This is a genomic window from Pseudochrobactrum kiredjianiae, assembly GCF_030362795.1.
GTDB classification, from domain to species: domain Bacteria; phylum Pseudomonadota; class Alphaproteobacteria; order Rhizobiales; family Rhizobiaceae; genus Pseudochrobactrum; species Pseudochrobactrum kiredjianiae.
Genome location: NZ_JAUCBM010000007.1, coordinates 125,039 through 149,896 on the forward strand (window position 1 = coordinate 125,039; position 24,858 = coordinate 149,896).

General features: G+C 51.2%; 24 protein-coding genes and 1 tRNA gene. 9 read left to right on the plus strand and 16 right to left on the minus strand.

The window, feature by feature from the left end; genetic code table 11:
* Window positions 1–30: 30 nt before the first annotated feature.
* From QUF18_RS14370 to QUF18_RS14390, 5 genes are all read left to right on the plus strand, one after another.
* Window positions 31–651 (plus strand): 2,3-bisphosphoglycerate-dependent phosphoglycerate mutase, encoded by a 621-nt coding sequence (locus tag QUF18_RS14370; protein ID WP_289387920.1) that lies wholly within the window; start codon window positions 31–33, stop codon window positions 649–651.
* A 224-nt stretch (window positions 652–875) separates the two neighbouring features.
* Window positions 876–962, plus strand: a tRNA-Leu gene (locus QUF18_RS14375).
* A gap of 116 nt (window positions 963–1,078) precedes the next feature.
* On the plus strand, window positions 1,079–1,291 hold the full coding sequence (locus QUF18_RS14380; protein ID WP_289387921.1) for a hypothetical protein: 213 nt from the start codon (window positions 1,079–1,081) through the stop codon (window positions 1,289–1,291).
* A 191-nt stretch (window positions 1,292–1,482) separates the two neighbouring features.
* Window positions 1,483–2,535, plus strand: coding sequence for a sensor domain-containing diguanylate cyclase (locus QUF18_RS14385; RefSeq protein WP_289387922.1), 1,053 nt, complete (start codon window positions 1,483–1,485; stop codon window positions 2,533–2,535).
* A gap of 132 nt (window positions 2,536–2,667) precedes the next feature.
* The gene (locus QUF18_RS14390) at window positions 2,668–3,519 is read left to right on the plus strand and encodes an endonuclease/exonuclease/phosphatase family protein (protein ID WP_289387923.1); all 852 of its coding nucleotides are present in this window, start codon (window positions 2,668–2,670) and stop codon (window positions 3,517–3,519) included.
* Here the strand turns inward: QUF18_RS14390 and cls are convergent.
* Complete coding sequence (gene cls, locus QUF18_RS14395; RefSeq protein WP_289387924.1) at window positions 3,510–4,982, minus strand: cardiolipin synthase; 1,473 nt, start codon at window positions 4,980–4,982, stop codon at window positions 3,510–3,512. The genes QUF18_RS14390 and cls overlap by 10 nt on opposite strands.
* Window positions 4,983–5,247: 265 nt before the next feature.
* Here cls and QUF18_RS14400 point away from each other — a divergent pair, with 265 nt between their 5' ends.
* Entirely contained in the window at window positions 5,248–5,817 is a 570-nt protein-coding gene (locus QUF18_RS14400; protein ID WP_289387925.1) for an HdeD family acid-resistance protein, read from the plus strand.
* A 135-nt stretch (window positions 5,818–5,952) separates the two neighbouring features.
* Window positions 5,953–7,542: a peptide chain release factor 3 gene (locus tag QUF18_RS14405; RefSeq protein ID WP_289387926.1), complete on the plus strand. Its 1,590-nt coding sequence runs from the start codon at window positions 5,953–5,955 to the stop codon at window positions 7,540–7,542.
* 97 nt (window positions 7,543–7,639) lie between these two features.
* Here the strand turns inward: QUF18_RS14405 and QUF18_RS14410 are convergent, their stop codons facing one another.
* The 4 genes from QUF18_RS14410 to ubiE all read right to left on the minus strand — a co-directional run bounded on the left by QUF18_RS14410 (window position 7,640) and on the right by ubiE (window position 13,220).
* Complete coding sequence (locus tag QUF18_RS14410; RefSeq protein ID WP_289387956.1) at window positions 7,640–8,812, minus strand: ammonium transporter; 1,173 nt, start codon at window positions 8,810–8,812, stop codon at window positions 7,640–7,642.
* Window positions 8,813–9,261: 449 nt separating this feature from the next.
* Window positions 9,262–10,641, minus strand: a complete 1,380-nt coding sequence (gene coaBC / locus QUF18_RS14415) for a bifunctional phosphopantothenoylcysteine decarboxylase/phosphopantothenate--cysteine ligase CoaBC (protein WP_289387957.1) — start codon at window positions 10,639–10,641, stop codon at window positions 9,262–9,264.
* 86 nt (window positions 10,642–10,727) lie between these two features.
* Window positions 10,728–12,296 (minus strand): 2-polyprenylphenol 6-hydroxylase, encoded by a 1,569-nt coding sequence (gene ubiB / locus QUF18_RS14420; RefSeq protein WP_289387927.1) that lies wholly within the window; start codon window positions 12,294–12,296, stop codon window positions 10,728–10,730.
* Window positions 12,297–12,392: 96 nt separating this feature from the next.
* Window positions 12,393–13,220 carry a bifunctional demethylmenaquinone methyltransferase/2-methoxy-6-polyprenyl-1,4-benzoquinol methylase UbiE gene (gene ubiE / locus QUF18_RS14425; protein ID WP_289387928.1) on the minus strand — a complete coding sequence of 276 codons (828 nt, stop codon included), beginning with the start codon at window positions 13,218–13,220 and terminating at the stop codon, window positions 12,393–12,395.
* A 412-nt stretch (window positions 13,221–13,632) separates the two neighbouring features.
* Here ubiE and upp point away from each other — a divergent pair, with 412 nt between their 5' ends.
* The gene (upp, locus tag QUF18_RS14430) at window positions 13,633–14,259 is read left to right on the plus strand and encodes a uracil phosphoribosyltransferase (RefSeq protein ID WP_289387929.1); all 627 of its coding nucleotides are present in this window, start codon (window positions 13,633–13,635) and stop codon (window positions 14,257–14,259) included.
* Between the two features lie 120 nt (window positions 14,260–14,379).
* Here upp and bdcA read toward each other — a convergent pair whose 3' ends face one another.
* From bdcA to QUF18_RS14470, 8 genes are all read right to left on the minus strand, one after another.
* Window positions 14,380–15,093 (minus strand): SDR family oxidoreductase, encoded by a 714-nt coding sequence (bdcA, locus tag QUF18_RS14435; protein WP_289387930.1) that lies wholly within the window; start codon window positions 15,091–15,093, stop codon window positions 14,380–14,382.
* Between the two features lie 92 nt (window positions 15,094–15,185).
* Complete coding sequence (gene deoA, locus QUF18_RS14440; protein ID WP_289387932.1) at window positions 15,186–16,499, minus strand: thymidine phosphorylase; 1,314 nt, start codon at window positions 16,497–16,499, stop codon at window positions 15,186–15,188.
* Window positions 16,500–16,542: 43 nt separating this feature from the next.
* Window positions 16,543–17,352 carry a purine-nucleoside phosphorylase gene (locus tag QUF18_RS14445; RefSeq protein ID WP_289387933.1) on the minus strand — a complete coding sequence of 270 codons (810 nt, stop codon included), beginning with the start codon at window positions 17,350–17,352 and terminating at the stop codon, window positions 16,543–16,545.
* A gap of 4 nt (window positions 17,353–17,356) precedes the next feature.
* A complete protein-coding gene (locus QUF18_RS14450) occupies window positions 17,357–17,749 on the minus strand; it encodes a cytidine deaminase (protein ID WP_113945176.1) in 393 nt (130 codons plus the stop codon).
* Window positions 17,750–17,774: 25 nt separating this feature from the next.
* A complete protein-coding gene (locus QUF18_RS14455; RefSeq protein ID WP_289387934.1) occupies window positions 17,775–18,746 on the minus strand; it encodes an ABC transporter permease in 972 nt (323 codons plus the stop codon).
* Window positions 18,747–18,751: 5 nt separating this feature from the next.
* Window positions 18,752–19,885, minus strand: a complete 1,134-nt coding sequence (locus QUF18_RS14460) for an ABC transporter permease (protein ID WP_289387935.1) — start codon at window positions 19,883–19,885, stop codon at window positions 18,752–18,754.
* Window positions 19,882–20,439, minus strand: coding sequence for a cysteine hydrolase family protein (locus QUF18_RS14465; RefSeq protein ID WP_289387936.1), 558 nt, complete (start codon window positions 20,437–20,439; stop codon window positions 19,882–19,884). The genes QUF18_RS14460 and QUF18_RS14465 overlap by 4 nt, the downstream gene beginning before the upstream one ends.
* Entirely contained in the window at window positions 20,436–22,022 is a 1,587-nt protein-coding gene (locus QUF18_RS14470; RefSeq protein WP_289387958.1) for an ABC transporter ATP-binding protein, read from the minus strand. The genes QUF18_RS14465 and QUF18_RS14470 overlap by 4 nt, the downstream gene beginning before the upstream one ends.
* A gap of 359 nt (window positions 22,023–22,381) precedes the next feature.
* Here QUF18_RS14470 and QUF18_RS14475 point away from each other — a divergent pair, with 359 nt between their 5' ends.
* Window positions 22,382–22,594 (plus strand): SlyX family protein, encoded by a 213-nt coding sequence (locus QUF18_RS14475; protein ID WP_289387938.1) that lies wholly within the window; start codon window positions 22,382–22,384, stop codon window positions 22,592–22,594.
* A gap of 79 nt (window positions 22,595–22,673) precedes the next feature.
* Here the strand turns inward: QUF18_RS14475 and QUF18_RS14480 are convergent, their stop codons facing one another.
* The 3 genes from QUF18_RS14480 to QUF18_RS14490 form a co-directional block, all read right to left on the minus strand.
* Complete coding sequence (locus QUF18_RS14480; RefSeq protein ID WP_289387939.1) at window positions 22,674–23,666, minus strand: BMP family lipoprotein; 993 nt, start codon at window positions 23,664–23,666, stop codon at window positions 22,674–22,676.
* 189 nt (window positions 23,667–23,855) lie between these two features.
* Window positions 23,856–24,500 (minus strand): peptide-methionine (S)-S-oxide reductase MsrA, encoded by a 645-nt coding sequence (gene msrA, locus QUF18_RS14485; RefSeq protein ID WP_374807176.1) that lies wholly within the window; start codon window positions 24,498–24,500, stop codon window positions 23,856–23,858.
* Window positions 24,501–24,545: 45 nt separating this feature from the next.
* Window positions 24,546–24,854 carry a hypothetical protein gene (locus QUF18_RS14490; RefSeq protein WP_289387940.1) on the minus strand — a complete coding sequence of 103 codons (309 nt, stop codon included), beginning with the start codon at window positions 24,852–24,854 and terminating at the stop codon, window positions 24,546–24,548.
* Window positions 24,855–24,858: the final 4 nt, after the last annotated feature.

A 24,858-nucleotide genomic window follows, 5' to 3' on the forward strand; every position in this document is an offset into this window, starting at 1 on the left:
TCACGATGCGTTCTAACCGGAGATAATCTCATGTCCCGTACCCTTGTTCTTGTCCGTCATGGTCAAAGCGAATGGAACCTCAAAAACCTGTTTACCGGCTGGCGCGATCCGTCGCTCACCGAACAAGGTCATGCGGAAGCCAAAGCGGCCGGTCAGCGCCTGAAAGACGCCGGTCTCAAATTCGACATCGCCTATACATCGAACCTTTCACGTGCGCAGATTACCTGCCAGCACATTCTCGATCAGCTCGACCAGCCGGACCTGCAGACCATCCGCAATGTCGCGCTGAATGAGCGCGACTATGGCGATCTCTCCGGCCTCAACAAAGATGATGCCCGCGCCAAATGGGGTGAAGAACAGGTTCACGTCTGGCGTCGTTCTTATGACGTGCCACCTCCGGGCGGCGAAAGCCTGCGCGATACCGGCGCACGCGTATGGCCATATTATCTGCACACGATTCAACCGCATGTACTGCGCGGTGAAAAAGTTCTGGTTGCCGCACACGGCAACTCCCTGCGTGCATTGATTATGGCTCTTGAAGGCCTGACCAGCGATGAAATTATTGCTCAGGAACTGAATACCGGCGTGCCGATTGTCTATGAACTGAACGCCGACAGCACCATTGCATCAAAAAAAGTTCTGACTGCATAATTTTAAGCACTCAACTGCAATAGATCAAAGCCGGATACATCGCTGTTTCCGGCTTTTTTCTTTGCTTAATGGGCAAAACAACACACGCGTAAGCTGTTGAAATAATTTTATTTTCCATCCTGAGACGAAAAAACAAAAAAACTTCAAAAAAATACAAATTTTCTGCAATTTTCGATGAAATGCCGTTGACATGAATCACTCTGCCCTTTAAACGGTCACTCAACGCCCAGATGGCGGAATTGGTAGACGCACCAGCTTCAGGTGCTGGCGCTCGCAAGGGCGTGGAGGTTCGAGTCCTCTTCTGGGCACCAAATAAAGATTACTACCAAGGTCTTTAACAAAAAACACCCGCTTAAGCGGGTTTTTTTGTATCTTCAGTTTGCCCCTATCATTATATCTTCCCCTTTCCCGTTTTCAGGACATACTCATGGATACCGTCGCCATTGATAATCGCAGTGAATTTGCACTCTGGGCTATTCAGCGCGCACAGGAAATTGTTACGCAACAAGGTGCGGCACTGGCCATGGCTGCCCGTGACATGAATGATGAAGAACTGGCTAAGACAGCTTCCGAACTCGGCTCCGCCATTTCAGATGCGTTGCTTGATGTGTTCGACGGCCTGATGCTGACCGAAGAATAAATCCAAACACATATTCTCATTCTCAAGAATATGTCAGCGTGCCCCTGATTATTGGATTTTCTTTTAAGCAAGAACAGCCTAATATTAGAGGACAATCTGACCCCCTGATGGAAAACGCTGCGCGCAAATAATCTGCTCCTGCGTATTCCGGCACGCCACCTTTCTCTTTCGGCAGAAATCTGGAACATATCTTGAATATTCAGAATACACCTCATCCGTTTGCCGTTCCTGCTAATGAAACTGAACGCCTCGTCTCTGTTCGCAGCCTCCTGCCATCAGAACTGACCATCTCGGATGAGCTGAATATACTGACAACACTGGTTCAGGACATTTTTCAGGCAGCATCGTGTTCCGTCACAATCATCGATGAAGACTGGCAACGCATTGCTGCTACATCCGGCCTCAAAGCAGAAGATTGCCCGCGAGAAAAGTCCGGCTGTACCCATGTCGTCTTTTCCGGTCAGCCACTGATCGTACCCGATATGCGCCTTCATCCGGCCTTCCGTCAGCAATCCTATGTGACCGGTGAACCAGGTTTCCGCTTCTATGCCGGCTTCCCGCTGGAGATTGACCAAGGACTAACACTGGGCGCGCTCTGCGTCATCGATACCAAGCCACGCGATTTCGACAATCATCAGTGCGCAGAAATGCGCAGTTTTGCCCAACTCGCCAGCGCGCTTCTCAGTTTGCAACGTAAAAACACGCTGCTCCAGAGTGATAAAGTCACGTTACGGAAAAATGCGCTTACAGATCCATTGACGCAGCTTTACAACCGTCGCGCCCTAAAAGAGCATGTCGCACCGTTTTTGCGCCAGCATACCGAGAGCAAGCAATCTGCCGGTATTCTTATGCTTGATATGGATAATTTCAAAACCATCAATGATACTTACGGGCATCCGGCAGGCGACCGCCTGCTGAAACAAGCCGCCGACAGAATACGCTCTGTCATCAGCGCTGATGATATTCCCGTGCGGATCGGCGGCGATGAATTCTGCATTATTCTGCCTTCTGTCCAAAATGACAGGGATTTACAACTCATTGCCGACCGCATGATTGAAGCCTTTCGCCTGCCTTTTAAAATCAGCGGGCAAGATATTTTCTCCGCCGTCAGCATCGGTACATTGCTAACGCCGCAAGACGGAAGCACCGGCGAACAATTGTCGCGTCATGCCGATAAAGCGCTGTATATGGCCAAAGCACGCGGGCGCAATTGCGCCGTCCGTTTCGACAAGTCTATGCTCTGAAAATCACGAATATCAGCCTTGATATTGCTCAGCCGCACTCAAAACCCTATATATAAAATTACGGCCGGTATTTTTTAGCAACCGGTCAGGTTTCAGACCCGCATACAGACTTCTGCAACAAGGAAACTGCGCTTGCGTAAAACATTGCATGACAGGAAACTACCCCAGACTGTTCTGAAAGCGATACGCAACCGGCGCGGCTACCGTCCTCTGGGAGATAATAATCCCAGTGGCGATACAATCATCGCATCCTACAATGTGCATAAATGTATTGGCATCGATAAAAAATTCGATCCGGAGCGGACAGCGCAGGTCATTTCCGAGCTCAATGCCGATATTATTGCCATTCAGGAAGCCGACAAGCGCTTTGGTGAACGCAAAGGTCTGCTGAACCTGCAAAATCTTGAGCGCGACAGCGGCCTTGTTCCTATGCCGATCCAGACCATGTCTCCCGACGGTCATGGCTGGCATGGCAATCTTCTGTTGTTCCGGCAGGGGCTGGTGCGCGATATTCATCAGCTGAAATTACCAGGCGTCGAGCCACGTGGTGCAGTCGTTGCCGATATTGATCTGGAAGCTGGCCCTCTGCGTATTATCGCTGCGCATTTCGGCTTGCTGAAGCATTCCCGCTCACGACAGGCAAATACCCTGCTCTCGATGATCCGTGAGGATAATGAGCGCCCGACCATTTTAATTGGCGACCTCAATGAGTGGCGTGTCGGCAAAGGCTCTTCTCTGGCCAATCTGCAACCGGTGTTCAATCTGACAGCAGGCGCAGTACCGAGCTTCCCGTCCCGCTTTCCTGTCCTGGCGCTCGACCGTATTCTCAGCCGCCCGCAGCAGCTTGTGACATCCGTAGAGGTTCATAACACACCACTGGCACGCCTCGCCTCAGATCACCTGCCGATTAAAGCGCATCTTGACCTCAAAGCGCTGGAAAGCCGTGAGGACGAACAGGACGCGCCGCTCTCCGCTTACAGATAAGGCGAGCCCAGCCAGACAATACGCTCCAGCAAACGACGGGAAAATGGCCGCTTCTTCAACTCGGCAAGTTTGACACTCGTGCCGGTCGCCACATATTGATCGATGCGCTTGGAAAGTCCCGCAGCCGTTTTGGCATCATAGACTTCGAGATCAATTTCGAAATTCAACCGTAAAGATCGCGGATCAAGATTACTGGAACCGACATAAGCCCAGACATCATCCACACTCATCAGTTTTGAATGATTGAAAGCGCCCTTTGCCCGCCAGATACGACAGCCGTCTTTCAGCAACTGGTCAAACTGTGCAGTCATTGCCATATCGACCAGCACCAGATTATTCTGTGCAGGCACCACAATATCGACAATCACACCACGACGTGCCGCCGTCACCAGCGCACTGACCAGCTCACGATCCGGCAGCAGATAAGGCGTCATGATGCGGATATGCTTTTCCGCCACTGAAAAAGCACCCATCATAATCTTATGATTGGTTTCAAGACTCTTATCCGGCCCCGATGGCACAGCACGCACCAGCAGCCCCTCACCCGGATGCAAGGCAGGCGGTGTCACCGCCCATGCAGAACCACTCAAATGCTCATCTGTGGTAAAGCGCCAGTCTTCGGATGCAGTGTTGAAAATATCGGTAACAACCGGCCCTGTGAGACGAAAATGCGTATCCTGCGCCGCATGATCCTGTGCAAATTCCTTTGTAAAACCTTCACGGATATTCATCCCGCCAGTAAAGGCAATTGCACCGTCAATAATCAGGATTTTGCGGTGGGTACGCAAATTCGCATAAGGCAGGCGCAAGCCCATAATCAGCTGGCCGTTGAAGACTTCTGCACGCACGGTTTTAGAGCGCAACAACCCGACAATGCTCGGCGTTGAATAACGCGCACCAACGGCATCGACCAGCACCCGCACTTCCACTCCACGGATGACTGCCTTGCCAAGCGCATCGGCAAATTTCTTGCCTATCTCATCATTATCAAAAATATAAGTTTCCAGCAAAATACTGCGTTTGGCCTGAGCAATCGCCTCCAGCATAGCTGCATAGGCAATATCACCGCTTTGTAAAACCTCGATATTATTGCCGGAGGTCAAATTACAACGACTGACAACATCGCCCAACCGCTTCATCGCGATAAAATTACGACCGCTGACATCCTCTACCTGATCCGGCGTGGCGTCATAATGCGACAAATGATAGAGCTCGATGTCTGTCATACCATCACGCTGCACGGTCAGCGATGAGCGCCGCATGCGGTTAACCCCCGCAATAGCATAGACCAGCGCCCCGATAAACGGGGACAGCATGATAACGCCGACCCAGCCGAGGGCAGAACGCACCTCTTCTTTGGTCATTGTTGCGTGAATAGCCGCAATCGCGCCGATAACCAGCGACAAACCCAGCACAATATGCGGCCAGTATACCGGCCAGTATGAAATCAGCGTGTCAAACATGCGTGCAAATTATCAGCAATCATGCGGCTTTGGCAAAAGAATTTCATCTTCATAGCACGCCTTATATAGCCCGCAGTAAAAAAGCACTGCACAAGACGGAAACAGAGCATCCAAAGCCATTATTGGCATATCGCAGTCAGATTTAAAACAGCCATTTTTGAATATAGAAAGCCAATATCACATTATAATCATTTGATTTTTGCAATAAATTTAATATGATAACCTTTTAATAGAAGCATATTACTTCACCAACAGGATAACAAACATGTCTTTATCATCAGGTATTAAAACCCCTGCACAAGCCATCAGCTCCCTGACCAATAAATGGGGCTGGTTCATTGTTCTGGGTATTCTCATGCTGATGCTCGGCGGCATTGCTTTCGGTAATCTGCTTTTTGCAACAGTTGCATCCGTTTATTATGTCGGCATTACCATCCTGATTGCCGGTATTGTTCAGATCATACATGCTTTCAGTGTACAGACATGGAAAAGCTTCTTCTTCTGGATGATTAGCGGTGCGCTTTATGCAGCTGCCGGTGTTTTGACCTTCCTCAATCCATTGCTTGCTTCCAGCATTTTCACAATTTTCATCGCTGCCGCCCTGCTCGGTTCCGGCGTATTCCGCATGTGGGTCGCCTTCCAGAGCCGCAGTGTTAAAGGCTGGGGCTGGGTATTGGCCGGTGGTCTCATCACTGCACTCGCCGGCATTGTGATTGCTATCGGCTGGCCGGTAAACAGCCTGTGGATCCTCGGCATGTTCCTTGCCATTGATCTCGTGTTCCAAGGCTGGGCAATGATTGCACTGGGCTTTGGTCTCAAAACCATGCGCGGCTAACACCATCCGTGATTTATTAAGGGCGTTTTCTGCTTTCAACGGCAGAAAACGCCCTTTTGTATTTCAGGTCGACGAAACAGCCTGAGGCTGCTAAAGCATGTCGCACCTATTCAATCAATATTATCCGAGCTCTTTATGCCTGAAAAAACGACCCCCGCCTCGCATCGTCGCACATTCGCGATTATTGCGCATCCGGACGCCGGTAAAACGACACTGACTGAAAAACTGCTGTTATTCGGCGGCGCAATTCAGCTTGCCGGTGAAGTTAAGGCCAAAAAAGACCGTATTCAGACCCGTTCCGACTGGATGAATATTGAACGCGACCGCGGTATTTCCGTTGTCACCTCGGTGATGACCTTTGAATATAAAGACTGCATCTTCAACCTGCTTGATACACCGGGTCACGAAGACTTTGCGGATGATACCTATCGCACACTTACAGCCGTTGATAGTGCCGTCATGGTGATCGATGCCGCTAAAGGTATTGAGCCACGCACGCTAAAGCTGTTTGAAGTCTGCCGTATGCGTGACATTCCGATTGTCACTTTCATCAATAAGATGGATCGTGAAGCCCGCGATCCGTTTGAGATTCTCGACGAAATCGAAGAAAAACTGGCGCTGGATACCGCTCCGATCACATGGCCGATCGGCTCCGGTAAAAGCTTTGCCGGTACTTATGATCTGCACAATAACACCATCCGCCGTCAGGATACGGAAGAGCAGCCGACATCGGTCAGCGGCCCTGAAGATGCACTCGCTGCCGGTCTGCTGCCGGAAAACGAGCGTGAAAACTTCATTGAAGGTGTGGAAATGGCACGCGGCGTCTGCCGTGAGTTTGATCTGCAATCTTTCCGCGAAGGTCATATGACGCCGGTTTATTTCGGCTCCGCATTGAAGAAATTTGGTGTGCGCGATCTGATTGACGCTTTCTGCGATTTTGGCCCGAGCCCGCGCGCACAGGATGCCGATACCCGCCGCGTCGAAGCTGATGAAGAAAAAATGACCGGCTTCGTGTTTAAAATTCAGGCCAATATGGACCCGAACCATCGCGACCGTATTGCCTTCCTGCGCGTCTGCTCCGGCAAACTGTCCCGCGGCATGAAAGCCAAGCTGGTGCGTACCGGCAAACCAATGAGTCTTTCTGCACCGCAGTTCTTCTTCGCCCGCTCACGCCAGATTGCCGATGAGGCTTTTGCAGGCGATGTCGTCGGCATTCCGAACCACGGCACTTTGCGTATTGGTGACACGCTGACAGAGGGCGAAGACCTGCTGTTCCGTGGTGTGCCAAACTTTGCGCCGGAAATTCTGCGCCGTGTGCGTCTTGATGATGCGATGAAGGCCAAGAAACTACGTGAAGCTCTGCAACAAATGGCTGAAGAAGGCGTGGTGCAGTTGTTCCTGCCGGATGATGGTTCTCCGGCGATTGTCGGTGTGGTCGGTGCGCTGCAGATCGACGTTCTGACCGAGCGTCTCAAGATCGAATATTCGCTACCGGTTGGCTTTGAAATGTCGCGCTTTAGTCTGTGCCGCTGGATTTCTTCAGATGATCCGGCAGAGCTGAACCGCTTCATTACAACCCATCGCGCCGATATTGCTCACGATCTGGATAATGATCCGGTCTACCTGACGCCGAATGCTTTCTCGCTGAATTATGAAGCAGAGCGCTGGAAAGCGATCAAATTCGCTGCAATTAAAGACTATCAGGTACGTGATACCGGAAAGTAAAAACCAAAGTTCCGCGCAACCGGTTTCTGCTGTCATCTTCTGCGGATGGTCTGACAGAGCCGGTTACGCGGCAGCCCCTCGACGGCTGAGCTTTTAATTATGAATGCACTGTTTCACCGTGCAGATTAATATCAAGGCCTTCAATCTCCGTAGCCTTGGACACACGCAGCCCCATAAAGACCCGAATAACCGTGACAATCAGCGCTGTCATCAGCGCTGTATAGAGCATGGTCACCACCACGCCATAAAGCTGCTTGAGAACGCTCGCGCCTTCAGACAGCGGATTGATTGCAGCATCCGCAAACAAGCCGGTCAGCAATGCGCCGATAATACCGCCGACGCCATGCACACCAAAAGCATCCAGACTATCGTCATAGCCCAGCCAATGCTTGAGTTTCACGGCGGCGAAATAACAGCCCGCACCGGATGCCACACCAATCATCAGCGCCCCCGCCGGATTAACGAAACCCGCAGCAGGCGTAATCCCTACAAGCCCGGCCACAGCGCCGGAAATAATTCCCAGCACACTCGGGCGTTTATTGATCAGCCATTCCACCACCATCCAGCTGAGTGCCGCAGCCGCAGCGGCCACCTGTGTATTCACCATAGCCACGGCAGCAATACCATTGGCACCACCGGCAGAACCGGCATTGAAGCCAAACCAGCCAACCCAAAGCAGCGATGCACCAATCAGCGAATAGACCAGATTATGCGGCGCCATATTAACCTGCCCGTAGCCATCGCGCTTACCCAGCATCAGCGCCATCACCAAACCGGCAATACCGGAATTGATATGCACCACCGTACCGCCAGCAAAGTCCAGCACACCGTCACCACCAAGGAAGCCACCGCCCCATACCCAATGCGCCACCGGCACATAGACGATGAACAGCCACAGCACCGTGAAAACCAGCAGCGCAGAGAATTTCATCCGCTCGGCGAAAGCACCGGCAATCAGTGCTGGCGTAATAATCGCAAAAGTCATTTGAAACGTAATAAACACATATTCAGGAATTGTGCCGGTGAGTGAGGCAGGCGTTACACCGGCAAAAAACGCTTTCGACAATCCGCCGATAAAAGCATTGGCAGAACCGCCATCACTGAAGGCCAGCGAATAGCCTGCAACCATCCACAATACCGATGCAAGACAAGCAATGGCAAAACTCTGCATGGTGGTTGCCAGCACATTTTTACCACGCACCATACCGCCATAAAACAGCGCCACCCCCGGAATGGTCATCATTAAAACGAGGACTGTCGATGTCAGCATCCATGCCGTATCACCGGTATCAGCCACCGCAACAGCATCCTGCGCGAATGCCTGCACACCCGTTGAAGCAAGCGAGAGAGCCGTAGCGCAGGCTATCGTTTTTATTCTATCGCTTCTTGATAATCCGGGTTTTCTGAAATTAAGCATCAAAATCTCCCCTGTCTGCCGGACAATCCGCATAAGGCGGAACTCCTTTGGCTCAAGGAAAACAGAGCAATTTTCATGCCAAAAATAGAAAGATCAGGCAACCGGTCAAAGCCTGCATTTATAAGATGCTGATTTTATGCGAAAATATTTTCAAAATTAAAAATGTTTTTGAGCGAGTAGACTGCGTTATCTATCGCAGACACATGCGCTAATACGGGGCACAAAAAACGAGACGCCTAAAAATAAAGCAGTACACCATAGTGCGCCTTATTTTTAGGCAGCTGATATTTCGTGAAATTTTGTCAGCTTAAAGCGCCTGCGATCTTCTCAGCCAAACGCTGTGCGACCTCATCTTTGCCCAGCAGCGGCCACTCATCCACACCGTCACGGCTAACCACAAGCACCTGATTATGGTCACCGCCCATCACACTGCCTCCATCTTCTGAAAAGCTCACATTGTTAGCGACAATCCAGTTCGCGCCTTTTTTATCCAGCTTCTTGCGGGCATTCTCGACCACATTCTGTGTCTCGGCTGCAAAGCCAACCACAAGACGCGGGCGCTGCGCATGGTGGCCAATCGTCGCCAGAATGTCAGGATTTTCTACCATCTGCAAAGATGGCGCAGCTTCACCTGCCTGCTTTTTGATCTTCTGATCCGCCGCATTGGCGGTACGCCAGTCGGCAACGGCCGCAACCATGACAGCAGCATCCGCAGGCAATTGCGCCTCAACGGCATCACGCATCTGCCGCGCAGTTTCTATATGAATGGTTGTAACGCCCTGCGGATCAGCAATTGTCACCGGCCCCGCCACCAATCGTACATCCGCACCAAGTCGCGCCAAAGCGGCCGCAATGGCATGCCCCTGCTTACCGGATGAGCGGTTGGCAATATAACGCACCGGATCAATCGGCTCATGGGTCGGGCCCGAAGTAATAATGATCTTCTTACCTGCTAATGGCAGGCTCCTGGGCGCCAGCAGCAATTGCTCGATCTTAGCCACGATCTGCAAAGGCTCGCTCATTCGCCCTGTGCCTGCCTCGCCTTTCTCAGCCATTTCCCCGCGCTCAGGGCCAACAAAATGCACACCATCCTGATGCAGAATTTTAACATTGCGTTGTGTTGCCGGATTATTCCACATCGCCGGATTCATCGCTGGTGACAACAACAACGGAATTTTCCGTGCCAGCAAAATCGCCGCCGCCAGATCACCACCTAAGCCTGCAACAATCTGCGCCATACGATCAGCAGTGGCAGGCGCCACCACGATTAAATCCGCATCGCGCGCCAGCCTGATATGACCAACATCCTGTTCGTCCTCACGGGAAAACAAATCCGTATAGACATGATCGGCGGCCAAAGCGCCCACTGATAAAGGCGTGATAAAAGCCTGTGCTGCCTCTGTCATCACCGGCCGCACCTGAGCACCACGTTCTTTCAAACGACGGATCAAATCCAGCACTTTATAGGCAGCGATGCCGCCACCAATAATCAGCAAAATGCGTTTGTCTTTAAGGCTTTGCGCGACAGGGGCAGAAGCAGGCGGTAAAGGCGCAGATACTTGTGTTTCATCCGACAGCAATACCCGCACCTCCTCTTCCATCGAGCGGCCATTGGCTGCTGCCTGACGGCGTAGTGCTTCTTTTACATCTTCATCAAGATTACGGATTGTTATGCTGGCCATCATTAAATCTCCAACAAAAAAGCGATATTCTTTTCAGAATACCGCTTTTAAACTCAAATTTGCAATCATTTATGCAATCAATGCAATCAAAAGAGCAATTTTGCTGTCAGGATCACCATACAGGCGGCGATCACAATCAGCGCCACACGGCCTGTACGCGTATGACGCGCCTCTGCCTTACCGATTGCAGCGGCAGTTGCATCGTCAAAACGCAAACCATTGGCAGCCATATTATCCATCTCGCAGGAAAGCCGCTCCAGACGCTTAGTCAGCTCCGGCGTCTGACGCATGAAATGCAATAGCGCCATGCCACTTTCTTTGACGTCCCCTATCATACCGACAGGGCCCAGATTTTTACGAATCCAGTCACCTACAACCGGTTCCGCCGATTTCCACATATTGAAATGCGGATCGAGCGTACGCGACACACCTTCCACGACAACCATGGTCTTTTGCAGCATAATCAGCTCAGCACGGGTTTCCATGTCGAACAATTCGGTTACTTCAAACAACAAGGTCAGCAGTTTCGCCATCGAGATGGTTTCTGCCGGTTGCCCATGAATTGGCTCACCAATCGCACGGATTGCCTGCGCAAAGCTCGCCACATCATGATGATGGGGCACATAACCCGCCTCAAAATGCACTTCGGCCACACGACGATAATCACGCGTGATAAAGCCATAGAGAATTTCTGCCAGAAAACGGCGCTGTTGCTTGTTGAGGCGACCGGTAATACCGAAATCCACCGCAACAATTGTACCTTTCGGATCAACAAATAGATTGCCCGGATGCATATCCGCATGGAAAAAACCATCGCGCAACGTATGACGCAGAAAAGACTGGATCAAAGTACGCGCCAGTTTCTGCAGATCAAAACCGGCAGCGCGCAACCCCTCGACATCCGACATTTTAATGCCGTCAATCCATTCCATGGTCAGCACATCACGACCGGTGCGCTCCCAATCCACGGCAGGCACACGAAAACCTTCGTCTTCCTTGATATTCTCCGCAATTTCAGACAGAGCCGCCGCTTCCAGCCGCAAATCCATCTCAATACGTGTCGTTTGCGCCAGCGTCTCTGCCACCATCACAGGACGCAAACGGCGCGTTACCGGCACAAAGCGTTCCTGCAATTTTGCCACCATGAAGAAACCTTCAAGGTCTTGGGCAAATCGCTGACGCACACCCGGACGGATAACTTTGACTGCGACTTTGCGCTTACCATCCACCAGTGCCGGATGCACCTGCGCCATCGATGCCGCGGCTATCGGTGCATCAAACTGCGTATAGAGATTATCAATTGTGCGGCCAAGCGAACCTTCAACCGTGCGCCGTGCAGCATCTTCCGGGAAGAAATCCATCCGATCCTGCAACAGCTGCAGATCATCGGCAACTTCCTTACCAACGAAATCAGGCCGTGTAGCCAGAAACTGACCCAGCTTGACATAAGACGGGCCTAAGCGGTTCATCGCCCGCGACATACGCTCTGACCGCGCCGTATCGCGTGAACGTTTGCGTGCCAACACACCTGCCATACGGTGCGCAAAAGCAGGCAGACCACTCAAACCTTCTGCCGGCAATGCGCTGATCACACCTTCGCGGGTCATGACCCAACCGGCATGGATCAGACGAAAACTGGCAGCAATGCGGCTCATAACTCACTCACTTTACAAAGCGCATTCTGAAGCAATGAAACATTCTTCAAAATTCAGAGGCGCTGAAAACAATTATCAGATGCTTCAACCCACCGGTTAAATTTTCCAACCCGAATGCAGGCTGGCGATACCACCGGTGAAATTGCGCCATGTCACACGCGAGAAACCTGCCGCAGTGATCATATTGGCAAAATCCTGTTGTTTCGGGAATTTGCGAATGGATTCAACCAGATATTTATAGGACTCCGCATCACCGGTAATCATCTTGCCGATAGCCGGAATGGCATGGAATGACCACTGATCATAAATCTTGTCCAGCAGCGGCATTTCCACTTCGGAAAATTCGAGACAGAGGAAACGGCCGCCCGGCTTCAACACGCGGAAGGCCTCTTCCAGCGCCCAATCAATATGCGGTACATTGCGAATACCAAAAGCAATCGTATAGGCATCAAAGGAATTATCGTCGAAAGGCAGCTTCTCAGCATTGGCCTCAACAAAATCCACATTACTCAGCAGACCTTTTTTGGCCGCACGTTCCTGCCCGACGGCCAGCATGGAGCCGTTAATATCAAGCAGAGTTGTATGCGCCTGACGATCTGAAGCCTCAACAATACGGAAAGCAATATCGCCGGTACCACCGGCCACATCCAGCGAACGCCAGTTCTGAATATGTGAAGGGATTTTCGGCGGCGCCAGCCAGGCAACCATCGCGTCTTTCCATGCGCGGTGCAGACCGGCAGACATAAGGTCATTCATCACATCATAGCGTTTGGCAACACTATGAAAAACCTCATTCACCAGCCCCTGCTTGTTCTCTTCATCAACTTTTTGAAAGCCGAACGAGTTTTCCATACCACCATGGGCACCGACACGGTTCTGATCTGCGCCCTGATCCGCAGTAGAGTTTTCACGTTGCTGGCTCATAATTTATCCTGTCCTGCCCGCCCGACTTACCTGTCAGGATTGAGGCATTGCATAAAGGGTTGAAACGCTAAATTCCAACCCCATCGCCTGATGAAACACGTTGTTTATAGCATATAAAGCCTGAGCGTAATGTTACAAGCAAATACGGCAAAGTTTGAGACGACTTAACAAAATTTGCGTCGCAAAACTGAACTCTAAATGATTCTCTGCGAGTACTTATGCCATCACAGTTTCGTGTATCTGAGCGCATTCACCGCCAAAGACGGGCTTTCGGGACAGAGAATTGTATAAAACAGGGCAAAATTATACCTCACTGCTTTTCCCTATCGGTATTTTGGCTTATTGCGGTCTGGAAAATTCATCGGCTTCGGCTAATAATGTGAAAAATAAATTTTGAAAGCAGCGGGATATTATGAGCATCACGGTCGTTGATCATCCGCTTGTCCAGCACAAGCTCACCATCATGCGCATGAAAGAAACCTCAACCGCCAGCTTCCGGCGGTTACTGAAAGAGATTTCCCTTCTGCTCTGCTATGAAGTAACCCGCGATCTCGATCTGACAACCACCATGATCGAGACTCCGATGCAACCAATGGAATCGCCGATTCTGGACGGTAAGAAACTGGTTTTCGCATCCATCCTGCGTGCGGGTAACGGTCTGTTGGAAGGTATGCTGGATCTGGTACCGGCGGCACGCGTTGCCCATATCGGTCTCTATCGCGACCACAAGACCATGCAGCCGGTAGAATATTATTTCAAAGCACCGGAAGATATTGTCAATCGTCTGATCATCGTTGTTGATCCGATGCTGGCGACCGGCAATTCCGCTGTTGAAGCAATCACCATGCTGAAAAAACGCGGCGCCAGTAATATCCGCTTCCTCTGCCTGCTGGCAGCACCGGAAGGCATCAAGCATTTTGCTGAAGTACATCCGGATGTACCGATGTACACGGCAGCGATTGACGAGAAGCTGAATGAAGACGGTTATATTGTTCCGGGTCTCGGTGATGCCGGTGACCGTATGTACGGCACCAAATAATCAATAAAGTGACCGTATGTACGGTTGCAAATAATTGAGGCGATTTCATCGTCACGCCCTAAAATCAAGGCCCCGGAAAGCAATTTCCGGGGCCTTGATTTTTAAAGTGAACCGGCAGTTTTATGCGCCGAAACCACCGTCAATCGTATGCATCGCGCCGGTTATGCCTCGGGCTTCCTTGCTTGCCAGATAGGCAGCAAGACCGGCAACTTCATCGGCTGTGCCATGCTGTTTCAATGCCATCACGCTATGCATCAGCTCTGTCATCGGACCATCGGCCGGATTCATGTCCGTATCCGTCGGGCCCGGCTGAATAATATTCACTGTGATTGAACGATGCCCGAAGTCACGTGCCAAACCGCGCGCCATACCCTGCAAAGCTGATTTGGTCATGCCATAGGCAGCGAGCCCCGTAAAAGGAACGCGATCTGCATTCACAGAACCAATGACCAGAATACGACCGCCGTCAGGCATGGTGCGTGCAGCTTCCACCGCAGCAAAATAAGGTGCCTTGATATTCAGGTCGATCATCCGTTCAACCTCGGCTGCATCCAGCTCCAGCGGATCACCAAACATAACAACACCGGCATTAACCACCAGCACATCAACGGGCCCCGCATCACGCACAGTTTGCACCAGAGCCTTCAAGTCCTTAGCATCCGAATGAATAGCCTCAGCACCGGTTTTATCTGCCAGCGCCTTAGCGGCATCAACTGAGGCCGTATAGGTGAATTTCACGGCAGCACCTTCACTTGCAAAGCGCTTGACAATTGCTGCGCCAATGCCACGGCTACCGCCAATCACCAGTATATTTTTGTTTTTAAAATCAGACATCTCAGCCTCATGATTAATAACGAGACCTGATAGATAAATCTGAAAATCTGCTTTTCAATAGAATTATATAGTGATCACTATAATTTTATAAATCACAAAGTGACCGTCTCATAGATCACCGGATAAGCATGTGGCTTGGCCTCACAGATCCCCATTGCCTGTTGCACCATTTGCGCGGCCGTATCAGCCTTGTCCTGCGTCTGCGCATGGATAACAGCCAGCACATCGCCGGCTTTCACCCCACTGCCTAGTGGCAGAATATCAGTCACACCAACCGCCGGATCAATCTGATCCTGCGGGCGCATACGCCCGCCTCCCAGTGCCACCACACTCATACCAACAGCACGGGTATCAATCGCACTGATAAACCCGTCAACTGTAGCGCGCACTGGTATTTGGACTTTGGCCACTGGCAGATACTGGGCAGCTTTTTCAACAAAATCCGCAGGCCCGCCAAGACCAGCAACCATACGGCCGAATTTTTCTGCGGCACGGCCATTCTTCAACGCCGCTCCAGCCTGTGCCAGACCATTGGCAACAGTTTCAGCTAATCCTGCTGTCACCAGCATATGTGCAGCAAAATTCAGCACTACTTCGGCCAAGCGTGGCTGTTGTTTTGCGCCGGTCAGAAAATCGACAGCATTACGAACTTCCACAGCATTGCCAGCACAGTCAGCCAGCGGTTCGTTCATATCGGTAATCAGCGCACTCGTCGGCAGGCCTGCACCATTCGCGACCTGCACCAGACTTTGCGCCAAGGCTTGCGAGTCCTCAAATGAGGTCATAAAAGCGCCGCTGCCGGTTTTAACATCCAGCACCAACCCACCAATACCTGAAGCCAGCTTTTTCGAGAGAATGGAAGCGGTAATCAGCGGAATGGATTCCACTGTCGCTGTTACATCTCGCACCGCATAGAAGCGCTTATCCGCCGGAGCGAGATCGCCGGTCGGACCAATAATGGCACAACCGCAATCGCGCACCACTTTGTCAAACAAAGCCTTATCAGGGTAGCTCTGATAACCAGGGATCGCATCCATCTTGTCCAGCGTACCGCCGGTATGACCAAGACCGCGACCGGAGATCATTGGCACATAGGCACCGCAGGCAGCAACAATGGGCGCCAGCATCAGGGAGACATTATCGCCCACACCACCGGTAGAATGTTTATCAACCACAGGCCCGTCAAGATCACGCCATTCCAGCACATCACCGGAATATTGCATCGCTGTTGTCAGTGCCACAGCCTCATCACGGTTCATCCCGTTAAAGTAAACCGCCATACCAAAGGCAGCAATCTGCCCTTCACTCACGCTGCCATCAGTTATACCGCGCACAAATGCCGTGATCGCCTCAGTGCTTAAAACCTGATGGTCACGTTTTGCCCGAATAATCTCCTGCGGCAGCATGGCATCCCTCCCAGAATACTCTGTCTGTTTATTTTAGGCGCATTTAGCCGATATCACCGACCAGTATTTTGATGATTTTTTGCAGCTTCTGCCCGCCCAACGGTGCCATGGTCTTTGTCTCATCGTGAGAGAGTTCATCTCCGCTCATACCCGCACCATAATTGGTGATGACCGAGCATGCTGCAACGCTTAAGCCCAGAAAGCGCGATAAGATCACTTCCGGCACCGTCGACATGCCCACAGCATCGGCGCCGAGAATGCGCGCCATGCGGATTTCTGCCGGTGTCTCAAAAGACGGGCCGGAGAACCACATATAGACGCCCTCATGCAGCGTCTCACCAGCCTTTTGTGCCGCATCGCGGAAGGCCTGTTTCAGCTCTCCGTCATAGGCTGCGGTCATACCGGTAAACCGTGCTTCCGTATGCTCGCCGATCAGCGGATTCATACCGGAATAATTAATGTGATCGTCAATCAGCATCACACTGCCTGGTGCCATCTCCTGCACAACAGAACCGGCAGCGTTGGTCAGGATCAGCATTTCAATCCCAAGCGCTTTCAAGGTCTCCAGCACCGGACGCATAGCCCTCGCATCACCCTGCTCGTAATAATGCGCACGGCCTGCCAGCACCATAATAAGTTTGCCGGAGAGGCGTCCGACAACCACTTCCCCCGCATGACCGCTGACACCGCTTTTCGGAAAATCCGGCATATCAGAATAGCGGATATGCACCGGATCATCGAGTTCACCGACTAAACCGCCAAGACCGGAACCCAGCACAATAGCTGTTTTCAGTGTCTCACCGGCAAAGGCTTCATTGAGACGGGCGCGTAAAATCAGAGCAGCTTCAGTCATGACTTTAACCGATCACATCAGTCTGAAAACTAAATGGCAGCAATTCGCGCATGGTCACAGTTTGCACGACACCGGAACTGTCGCACAAATGCAGCGGCACATCGGCACCGGCAAATTCTGCCAGACGCTGACGGCAACCGCCGCATGGCGAACATTTTTCCAACTTTTCAGCCATCACCAAAATTTCGGCAATCTCACCGCCGCCATCCATCACATAATGCGACAACATAGTGGTTTCAGCGCACCAGCCCTCGGGAAACGAGATCACCTCGATATTACAACCGGAATAAATCCGTCCGTCTTTGGTGCGCAAAGCTGCACCAACGGGAAATTTCGAGTAAGGGGCATGGCATTTCTGCATTGCAGCGAAAGCCGCATCAAATAAATCCTGAGCCATATCAGCCCCTCCTCAATTTTAAATCTCAACGCTCTTTCACGTAAGGAATACCACCCGCTTTGGGCGGGATTGCCTTGCCGATGAAACCGGCCAGCAGAATGACTGTCAGAATATATGGTAATGCCTGCATGAACTGCACCGGTACATCGCCGATCAGCGGCAGAGACTGCCCCTGTAAACGAATTGCCGAAGCATCGAGAAAGCCGAACAGCAGACAAGCGAACATTGCCTGTACCGGACGCCATTTCGCAAAAATCAGTGCCGCCAGTGCGATATAACCTTTACCGGCAGTCATATCTTTCACGAAACCAGCGCCTTGCGCTGTCGCCAGATAAGCACCGGCCATACCACACAACAGGCCGCAAATAATCACCGCGCGGTAACGCAGCCATGTAACTGAAATACCGGCCGTATCAACGGCCGCCGGATTTTCACCAACTGCACGCAGACGCAAGCCAAAACGGGTGCGATAGAGTACCCACCATGTCAGCGGCACCATCAGAAAAGCCAGATAAACCAGAATGGAATGGCCGGAAATCAGCTCAGAATAAAGGTAACCGACAAATGGCACATCCTTAACCGCTTCTGCCCCCGGCAAATCAATCGCTGTAAAGCGTGCGCTGTTTGGCAAAGACGGCGTACGGCCACCCTGTCCGAACCACGCCTGTCCCAGAATAATCGTTGTACCGGCAGCAATGAAGTTGATCGCCAGACCGGAAACAATCTGATTACCGCGATGAGTGATCGAGGCAAAACCATGCACCAGCGATAGAAGCATTGCTACCAGCAACGCGGCACCAAGACCGGCCATAGCGGAACCGCTGATGGCTGCAACTGTACCGGCAGCAAAGGCACCGGCCAGCATTTTGCCCTCAAGACCGATATCAACGATCCCTGCGCGCTCCGAATAAAGCCCTGCTAAGCAGGCAAACAGCAACGGCGCAGACAGACGCAGTGTTGAATCGAGCAGCTGAATAAGCGTTACATAGGTTTCCATAAGGCTTACTCCCCTGCTTTCACGGCTGTGGCACTCGAACGGGAAGCCAGACGCATAAACAAGCGCTGGAACGCGGGACGGAACATATGCTCCATCGCACCGGCAAACAGGATCACCAGACCCTGAATAATCACGATCATATCGCGGGAGATATTCGGCATATCAAAAGCGATTTCCGCACCACCCTGATAAAGCATACCGAACAGAATTGCCGCCGGAATAATCCCGACCGGATGCGAGCGCCCCATCAGTGCCACGGCGATACCGACAAAACCGGCACCGGCAACCAGATCGAGCTGCAGACGATATTGCGCGCCCATCACCGGATTGAGCGCCATCATACCGGCGAGAGCGCCGGAGATCAGCATGGTAATGATAATGGTGCGTGACGGATTAATCCCCGCATATTCAGCAGCACGCGGGCTATGTCCCATCGTGCGGATTTCATAACCGATTTTCGTGCGCCAAATCAGCAGCCACACCAGATAACAGGCCAGCAAAGCCAGCAAAAAGCTGATATTCAGCGGTGCAGAACGAAGCTCCATGCCAAACAGGTTCATCAACCAATCCAGCTTAGGCAATTGTCCTCCTTCCGCAAAACCGCGGCTTTCTGGTGCCATCACGCCGAGTGGCTTGATGAAATTGATAATCAGATAGACCATCAGACTGGCGGCAATGAAATTGAACATAATCGTGGTAATCACGATATGCGAGCCGCGTTTGGCCAGCAACCATGCCGGTATCAGCGCCCAGAGCGCACCAAACAGCGCACCGCCCAGCAACGCCGCAACCATAGTAATCCACCACGGCATAGAAGCATCAAGCCACAGACAGATCAGCGCCACACCAAGACCGCCGATATAGGCCTGCCCCTCGCCACCAATATTAAACAACCCGCAATGGAATGCCACAGCCACAGCCAGACCGGCAAAGATAAAATTCGTGGCATAAAATAGGGTATAGCCGATCCCTTCACCGGAACCGAAAGCCCCTTTCACCATCAGTAAAGCTGCATCCAGCGGATTTTCACCGACCAGCAACACTACAAGACCGGCGACCAGAAAGGCGACAACCAGATTAAGCGTCGGGATCAGGCCATAATCCACCCAGCGCGGTAATTTTGCAAAAGGCTGGCTCATGGCAGCAATCCGATCACAGTCTCGGTGTTTTTAACTTGCGCATATTCACCCTGCAAAACCGCCAGCGACAATGCATGCACGTCTTCGGCGCTCCACAGACGACCTTGCAAATCGGTGCGGTCTGTACTGGCCACCGCATCTTCCGCGACAATCACTTCAAATCCGAGATTGGCCGCCATGCGAACGGTGGCATCAACGGAATTTTCCAGCAACACGCCACCGACGACCAGTGAGCGGATTTGCAATTCATCCAGCACATCCATCAAATCTGTGCCGATAAAAGCATTATTGGTGCGTTTATCAACCACAGGCTCGCCGACCTGCGGCTCAACTTCTGCTTTGAATTCATTGCCATCCGTTCCCGCGCGATAAGGCGATTGCGGATCGATTGAATCATGGCGGATATGCACCACAGGCAAACGGCGCTCGCGCCATGCCTCCAGCAAGCGCTGCAGATTGGCTTCGGTTTGCGGCTGTCCGCGACGACCCCATTTCGGATCATCAATAGCCTTTTGCATATCTATGATGAGCAATGCCGGAGTTGAGCTAATCATGAATGCAGGCCCTTTTCGCTTGTCTTTTTGTTTGTCTGTTTATCATCCTGAATACTGGCTTGAACACCGACTTGAACACCGGCCATCAGCAGACCGATTTCGCCTTCTCCGGCCTCAGGATTACATTCGCCGACCACACGTCCGGCAAACATCACCAGAATACGGTCGGACAGCGAGCGGATTTCATCCAGCTCAACAGAAATCAGCAGCACGGCCTTACCGGCATCGCGCATTTCAATAATACGTTTGTGAATAAATTCAATCGCGCCAACATCCACGCCGCGCGTTGGCTGTGCCACAATCAGCACGTCAGGATTGCGCTCCATCTCACGCGCCAGCACAATTTTCTGCTGGTTGCCGCCGGAGAAATTCGCAGTTTTCAAACGCGGATCGGCAGGGCGGATATCATATTGGGCAATCTTACCCTTAGCATCCTGCATAATCGCTTCAATATTCAGAAACGGGCCTTTGAGATAGCGCGGATCATCATGATAGCCGAGAATAGAGTTTTCATATTCTTCATAGGCCAGCACCAGCCCCATATGGTGACGGTCTTCCGGCACATGCGCGAGGCCACGACGCCGCAACTCTGCCGGATGCGCATTACCGGTAACATTGACCGGTAAATTATTGAGCATCACCACACCGCTCTCCGCCTTGCGGATACCGGAAATCACTTCGATCAACTCTGACTGGCCATTGCCTGCCACACCGGCGATACCAACAATCTCACCGGCACGCACATCAAAGGATACGGTGTCCACCACTGTGGTTTTCTGCGCGTTGCGTACCACCAGATTTTTAACCTGCAACAGCGGCGCGCCCGGATTAGCTGCTTGTTTGTTCACGCGCAGCAAAACGCGCCGGCCAACCATCAGTTCGGCCAGCTCTTCAACAGTTGCATCAGCGGTTTTGCGGGTGGCAACCATTGTGCCTTGGCGCATAACCGAGACATTATCCGTCACCGCCATAATCTCGCGCAGCTTATGCGTAATCAGTACAACGGTTTTGCCCTGATCTTTCAGCTGCCGCAAAATGCGGAACAGATGATCCGCTTCCGATGGCGTCAGCACACCGGTCGGCTCATCAAGGATCAGAATTTCTGCGCCGCGATACAGCGCTTTCAGAATTTCCACGCGCTGCTGAATGCCGACAGCCAAATCGCCAACAACAGCATCCGGATCAACATCCAGCGCATATTCTTTTTCCAGCGCTTTCAGCTGCTCGCGCGCCTTGGTAATACCGGCCGACAGTAAAGGCGCACCTTCCGCACCAAGCATGACATTTTCCAGCACAGTAAAATTATCCACCAGCATAAAATGCTGGTGCACCATGCCGATGCCGGCAGCAATAGCTGTATCCGGATTGCTGATCTGCACGATCCGGTCATTGACCTTGATAGTCCCTTTATCCGGCTGATAAAATCCGTAGATAATCGACATCAATGTCGATTTACCGGCACCATTTTCACCGATAATCCCGTGGATGGTTCCTTTTTCGATCCGCAGATCAATCGCACGATTGGCGTGCACAGCGCCGAAACGCTTATCAATTCCGGTCAATTCAAGTGCAGGCTGCGCCATCATCCCATCCGTTAATCAGCTACGGCAGGTTGCCGAAGCGCTTATATCAAATGCATCATTACAAAATATCAAACGGAAACATTTGATTTAAAAAATTTCTTTAACTGATTCCGCTGCCCAGTTATCAATATATGCTATTGCACAAAGCTGTGTGTAAACCACCATTAAGCCGCATTTCATCCCACATAATAGCGTGAAATATCATTTTCCTATATTATATGAGAGCGCTAGACGCTCCATCGAGCGCACAAAGATCGCGCTATCACTTTAAAATGAGGCATAATTTACCCTTAAACTGATTCAAGTTTCAGGTATGATGCTCCAATATTCACTCCCCTCTGAACAGCAGGAAACCACCTATGTCAGAAAATCTGTCTGACCGCCTCACTGAGTTGGAAATTCGTCATGCTGAACAGGAAAAGACCATTGAAGAACTTTCCGGTGAGATTGCCGAGCAATGGAAACTGATTACCGCATTAAATAAAAAGCTCAGCTCTCTGACTGATCGTTTTCTGGAATTGGAAGAACAGACCGCGCCGGAAGTTGCAGTGACCAAGCCGCCGCACTGGTAAATTCAGAAAACACTTCATATAACTTCATAAGAAAAGGGCAGTGTCACCACTGCCCTTTTTCATTATTCAGCCTTCACTATTAGTAAGGGCATTTATTGTCTGTGGTATAATCGTGAACTTTGATTTTACCGGAAATAATATCAGCCTTTGCAGCCTCAACTGCAGCTTTCATTTCAGGTGTAATCAGCTTGGCGTTGTTTTCGTCCATCGCATAGCTCACGCCATCATCTTTCAGACCCATCTGAACAATACCGGCTGTAAACTTATCAGCAGCAACATCCGCGAAGGCTTTGTAAACAGCAGTATCTACGCCTTTGACCATCGAAGTCAGAACATGGCCCGGATGCAGACCATTCTGGTTGGAGTCAACGCCGATACCGAGCTTGCCTGCATCAGCGGCTGCCTGCAGCACACCAATACCAGTACCACCGGCAGCATGATAGATTACGTCAGAACCCTGATCCATCTGCGCCTTGGCAATTTCACTGCCTTTAGCCGGATCGTTCCATGCAGCTGGTGTATCGCCAGTCCAGTTGTTCAGAACTTTCGTGCCTTTTTTGCCTTCAATCGCACCGATTGCATAACCGCAATAGAAACGACGGATCAGCGGCACATCCATACCACCGACAAAGCTGACGGTGCCTGTTTTTGACGCCATAGCTGCCAGCAAACCAACGAGATAACCGCCTTCTTCTTCTTTAAAGACAACGGAACGCACATTCGGACCTTCAACAATCGCGTCGATGATGACGAATTTTGTATCCGGAAACTCTTTCGAGACTTTCTCAATCGCGGACACTGCCGAGAAACCGGCAATCACAACCGGCGAATTGCCGTCCTGCGCAAATTTACGCAGAGCCTGTTCGCGCTGTGCATCATTCTGAATTTCAAATTCACGATAATTGGTGCCGTGATCAGCTTTATATTTCGCTGCGCCATTATAGGCGGCTTCATTGAAAGACTTATCGAATTTACCACCGAAGTCATAGACAACGGCAGGCTTCAGCTCTGCTGCATAGGCCGCTGAAACACTTAAAGTTGCGGCCAACAGGCCCATAACGATACGCTTCATTACCACTCACCCTCCGAAAGCGCAGTAAATCTGCGCGTAACAATACCCGCCGGCTATGCGAAAAAATCTTCCGCTTTGACCGCCCGTTCAAATTTTAATCCAGAGCAATCTGGCATGTGCCGGATTTTTTTTCATCTTAAATTTATGCGCTTACACAAATTTCGACGAGAAAATGTAGCCTGCGCATGTTTAAATTACGCAGGACACACCCGTACCACGTAAACCGCAATAACCCTGCGGGTTCTTAGCAAGATATTGCTGATGGTAGCCTTCGGCATAGAAGAGCTCACCGGCCGGTAAAATCTCGGTCGTAATTGCACCGAGCCCCCGCCAAGTTAAAGCCTGCTGATAGACCTGCTTACTGGCCTCAGCAGTCTTCATGTCCTCATCAGAATAGACATAGATTCCCGAGCGATAGGTCGTTCCTATATCATTACCCTGACGCATACCTTGTGTCGGGTCATGCTCCTCCCAGAAAATCTGTAACAAGCGCTCCAGTGATACTTCCGCGGGATCATAAACCACCAGCACCACTTCATTATGCCCTGTCAGACCTGTGCAGGTTTCCTCATAGGTCGGGTTTGGCGTCAAACCGCCGCTATAACCGGCAGCAGTGACATAAACACCCGGCACTTGCCAGAACAGCCGCTCTACCCCCCAGAAACACCCCATGCCAAACAGGACTTTCTGCAAATTCTGCGGCCATGGTCCGTGCAGCGCATGACCGGAAACAAAATGCGCCTCGGAAGTCGCAATCGGTTGTTCACGGCCGGCAAGCGCTTCTTCACTCGTTGGCAAACGTAGCTTATGTTCGGGATATTGTCTGAACATCATCATTCCAATCCGGTATTTCTCTGGACACCGGCCATCTGAAAAACCTTACTTGGCGTAAGATTTGCGGCCGATATTACCCATTATAAAAAATAATATACTCAAAACCAAAAACAATAACCATCCGGGCATATTCAGCACAGGCACAAACCAATGCTCCCAGACAGAAACACTCAAATTGCGTTTTATAAAGGCTGAAAAAGCCGCCAGATATTCAGGCAGATAATCCTGTAAATTTTGCAGGAAAGGCATGAATAGCGGTCGGCTTTGGGCAACAGAGCGCGCAATATCGAATACGCCGAATAAAAGAGCGATACCAAGTGACCAGATGGCCAGAAAATTCAAAGACACACGCATCGTC

What these genes read in the sequence shown, in the direction of transcription:
- coaBC (WP_289387957.1), bottom strand. Translation starts at nt 10,641, where the DNA reads ATGGCCAGCATAACAATCCGTAATCTTGATGAAGATGTAAAAGAAGCA.
- QUF18_RS14370 (WP_289387920.1), top strand. Translation starts at nt 31, where the DNA reads ATGTCCCGTACCCTTGTTCTTGTCCGTCATGGTCAAAGCGAATGGAAC.
- QUF18_RS14490 (WP_289387940.1), bottom strand. Translation starts at nt 24,854, where the DNA reads ATGCGTGTGTCTTTGAATTTTCTGGCCATCTGGTCACTTGGTATCGCT.
- QUF18_RS14445 (WP_289387933.1), bottom strand. Translation starts at nt 17,352, where the DNA reads ATGACTGAAGCTGCTCTGATTTTACGCGCCCGTCTCAATGAAGCCTTT.
- QUF18_RS14400 (WP_289387925.1), top strand. Translation starts at nt 5,248, where the DNA reads ATGTCTTTATCATCAGGTATTAAAACCCCTGCACAAGCCATCAGCTCC.
- bdcA (WP_289387930.1), bottom strand. Translation starts at nt 15,093, where the DNA reads ATGTCTGATTTTAAAAACAAAAATATACTGGTGATTGGCGGTAGCCGT.
- ubiB (WP_289387927.1), bottom strand. Translation starts at nt 12,296, where the DNA reads ATGAGCCGCATTGCTGCCAGTTTTCGTCTGATCCATGCCGGTTGGGTC.
- QUF18_RS14450 (WP_113945176.1), bottom strand. Translation starts at nt 17,749, where the DNA reads ATGGCTCAGGATTTATTTGATGCGGCTTTCGCTGCAATGCAGAAATGC.
- QUF18_RS14380 (WP_289387921.1), top strand. Translation starts at nt 1,079, where the DNA reads ATGGATACCGTCGCCATTGATAATCGCAGTGAATTTGCACTCTGGGCT.
- ubiE (WP_289387928.1), bottom strand. Translation starts at nt 13,220, where the DNA reads ATGAGCCAGCAACGTGAAAACTCTACTGCGGATCAGGGCGCAGATCAG.
- deoA (WP_289387932.1), bottom strand. Translation starts at nt 16,499, where the DNA reads ATGCTGCCGCAGGAGATTATTCGGGCAAAACGTGACCATCAGGTTTTA.
- QUF18_RS14410 (WP_289387956.1), bottom strand. Translation starts at nt 8,812, where the DNA reads ATGCTGACATCGACAGTCCTCGTTTTAATGATGACCATTCCGGGGGTG.
- upp (WP_289387929.1), top strand. Translation starts at nt 13,633, where the DNA reads ATGAGCATCACGGTCGTTGATCATCCGCTTGTCCAGCACAAGCTCACC.
- QUF18_RS14465 (WP_289387936.1), bottom strand. Translation starts at nt 20,439, where the DNA reads ATGATTAGCTCAACTCCGGCATTGCTCATCATAGATATGCAAAAGGCT.
- QUF18_RS14455 (WP_289387934.1), bottom strand. Translation starts at nt 18,746, where the DNA reads ATGGAAACCTATGTAACGCTTATTCAGCTGCTCGATTCAACACTGCGT.
- QUF18_RS14405 (WP_289387926.1), top strand. Translation starts at nt 5,953, where the DNA reads ATGCCTGAAAAAACGACCCCCGCCTCGCATCGTCGCACATTCGCGATT.
- QUF18_RS14470 (WP_289387958.1), bottom strand. Translation starts at nt 22,022, where the DNA reads ATGGCGCAGCCTGCACTTGAATTGACCGGAATTGATAAGCGTTTCGGC.
- msrA (WP_374807176.1), bottom strand. Translation starts at nt 24,500, where the DNA reads ATGATGTTCAGACAATATCCCGAACATAAGCTACGTTTGCCAACGAGT.
- QUF18_RS14460 (WP_289387935.1), bottom strand. Translation starts at nt 19,885, where the DNA reads ATGAGCCAGCCTTTTGCAAAATTACCGCGCTGGGTGGATTATGGCCTG.
- QUF18_RS14475 (WP_289387938.1), top strand. Translation starts at nt 22,382, where the DNA reads ATGTCAGAAAATCTGTCTGACCGCCTCACTGAGTTGGAAATTCGTCAT.
- cls (WP_289387924.1), bottom strand. Translation starts at nt 4,982, where the DNA reads ATGTTTGACACGCTGATTTCATACTGGCCGGTATACTGGCCGCATATT.
- QUF18_RS14480 (WP_289387939.1), bottom strand. Translation starts at nt 23,666, where the DNA reads ATGAAGCGTATCGTTATGGGCCTGTTGGCCGCAACTTTAAGTGTTTCA.